The 2,091-nt window shown below is 58.1% G+C and carries 1 protein-coding gene; it reads right to left on the reverse strand.

All coding sequences use genetic code 11. From position 1 onward, the window contains the following. Positions 1-2,091, reverse strand: a 2,091-nt coding sequence (locus NR126_RS28275; RefSeq protein WP_372827624.1) for an immunoglobulin-like domain-containing protein, incomplete at both ends; no start/stop codon positions are given.

The raw sequence follows: 2,091 nt of genomic DNA on the forward strand, positions 1-2,091 counted from the left end.
GATTGGCGTTTTCGAACACAGGACCATTGCCAGCGATGCTGACGGTCACGGTGTCCGTGGTGTCGTTGATCTGCACCACGCCCGGTTCTTTGCTCAGCTGCAGGTCTTCGAAGACCTTGCCTGGCACAGAAGCATCGGTGACGGTCAGGCTCAGCGGGCCGCCGTCTTTGTAGACGTCATCGCCCTGGATTGGCGCGGTGTAGATCGCCGAAGTCTCGCCAGCTTTAACAGTGACGGTGCCACCGTTGCTGAGTTTGACGGTCAGATCATCCTTCAACGCCTGGTTGAGGGTGATGGTGAAGGTTGGATTGGCGTTTTCGAATACGTCGCCATTGCCAGCGATGCTGACGGTGACGGTATCTGTGGTGTCATTGATCTGCACCACGCCCGGTTCTTTGCTCAACTGCAGGTCTTCGAAGACCTTGCCTGGCACAGAGGCATCGGTGACGGTCAGGCTCAGCGGGCCGCCGTCTTTGTAGATGTCATCGCCCTGGATTGGCGCGGTGTAGATCGCGCTGGTATCACCGGCTTTGACGGTGACGGTGCCGCCGTTGCTGAGTTTGACGGTCAGATCATCCTTCAACGCCTGGTTGAGGGTGATGGTGAAGGTTGGATTGGCGTTTTCAAACACTGGACCATTGCCAGCAATGCTGACAGTGACGGTGTCGGTGGTGTCGTTGATCTGCACCACGCCCGGTTCTTTGCTCAGTTGCAGGTCTTCGAAGACCTTGCCTGGCACAGAGGCATCGGTGACGGTCAGGCTCAGCGGGCCGCCGTCTTTGTAGACGTCGTCGCCTTGGATCGGTGCGGTATAGATCGCGCTGGTATCACCGGCTTTGACGGTAACCGTGCCACCGTTGCTCAGCTTGACGGTCAAATCATCCTTCAACGCCTGGTTGAGGGTGATGGTGAAGGTTGGGTTGGCGTTTTCGAATACGTCGCCGTTACCGGCAATGCTGACTGTCACGACGTCGAGCGAGTCGCTGATGGTGGTAACCGCAGGCGTGGTGCTAGGCACCAGGTTCTCGAAATTACCGCCGGTGGTGCCGGTAATCGTCGTACTGACGGTGGAACCATTAACGTAAACATCATTGGCTGGGGTATCGACGACCACGGTGCCGGTAGTTTTGCCCGCTTCAATCACAATGACCGAGCCATTGCTCAAGGTCACGGTCATCGTGGTACCAGCAGGATTGGTCAGCGTGGCGGTGTAGGTGATCGAGCCGCCTTCGGTGATAGCACCCGTAGCGGTCAAGGTCAGGCCAGTTGCGTCCAGCGAATCACTGATAGTGGTGACAGCCGGTGTGGTGCTAGGCACCAGGTTCTCGAAATTACCGCCGGTGGTGCCGGTAATCGTCGTACTGACGGTGGAGCCGTTGACGTAGACATCGTTGGCTGGGGTATCGACCACCACGGTGCCGGTGGTTTTGCCCGCTTCAATCACAATGACCGAGCCATTGCTCAAGGTCACAGTCATCGGCGTGCCAGCCGGGTTGGTCAGGGTCGCGGTGTAGGTGATCGAGCCGCCTTCGGTGATAGCGCTGGTAGCGGTCAAGGTCAGACCGGTAGCATCCAGCGAGTCGCTGATAGTAGTGACAGCAGGAGCAGTGCTTGGCACCAGATTTTCAAAGTTGCCGCCGGTAGTGCCAGTGATGGTGGTGCTGACAGTGCTGCCATTGACGTACACATCGTTGGCCGGGGTATCGACGACGACGGTGCCGGAAGTCTTGCCCGCTTCAATGACGATGACCGAGCCATTGCTCAAGGTCACGGTCATCGCCGTGCCGGCTGGATTGGTCAAGTTCGCGGTGTAGGTGATCTGGCCGCCTTCGGTAATAGCGCTGGTAGCGGTCAAGGTCAGACCGGTAGCATCCAGCGAGTCGCTGATAGTAGTGACAGCAGGAGCAGTGCTTGGCACCAGATTTTCAAAGTTGCCGCCGGTAGTGCCGGTAATGGAGGTGCTGACGGTGGAGCCATTGACGTACACATCATTGGCAGGGGTGTCGACAACGACAGTGCCGGTAGTTTTACCGGCCTCAATCACAATGACCGAGCCATTGCTCAAGGTCACGGTCATCGCGGTGCCGGCCG

The sequence above is a fragment of the Pseudomonas sp. Pse1 genome (assembly GCF_024519635.1).
Lineage (GTDB): Bacteria > Pseudomonadota > Gammaproteobacteria > Pseudomonadales > Pseudomonadaceae > Aquipseudomonas.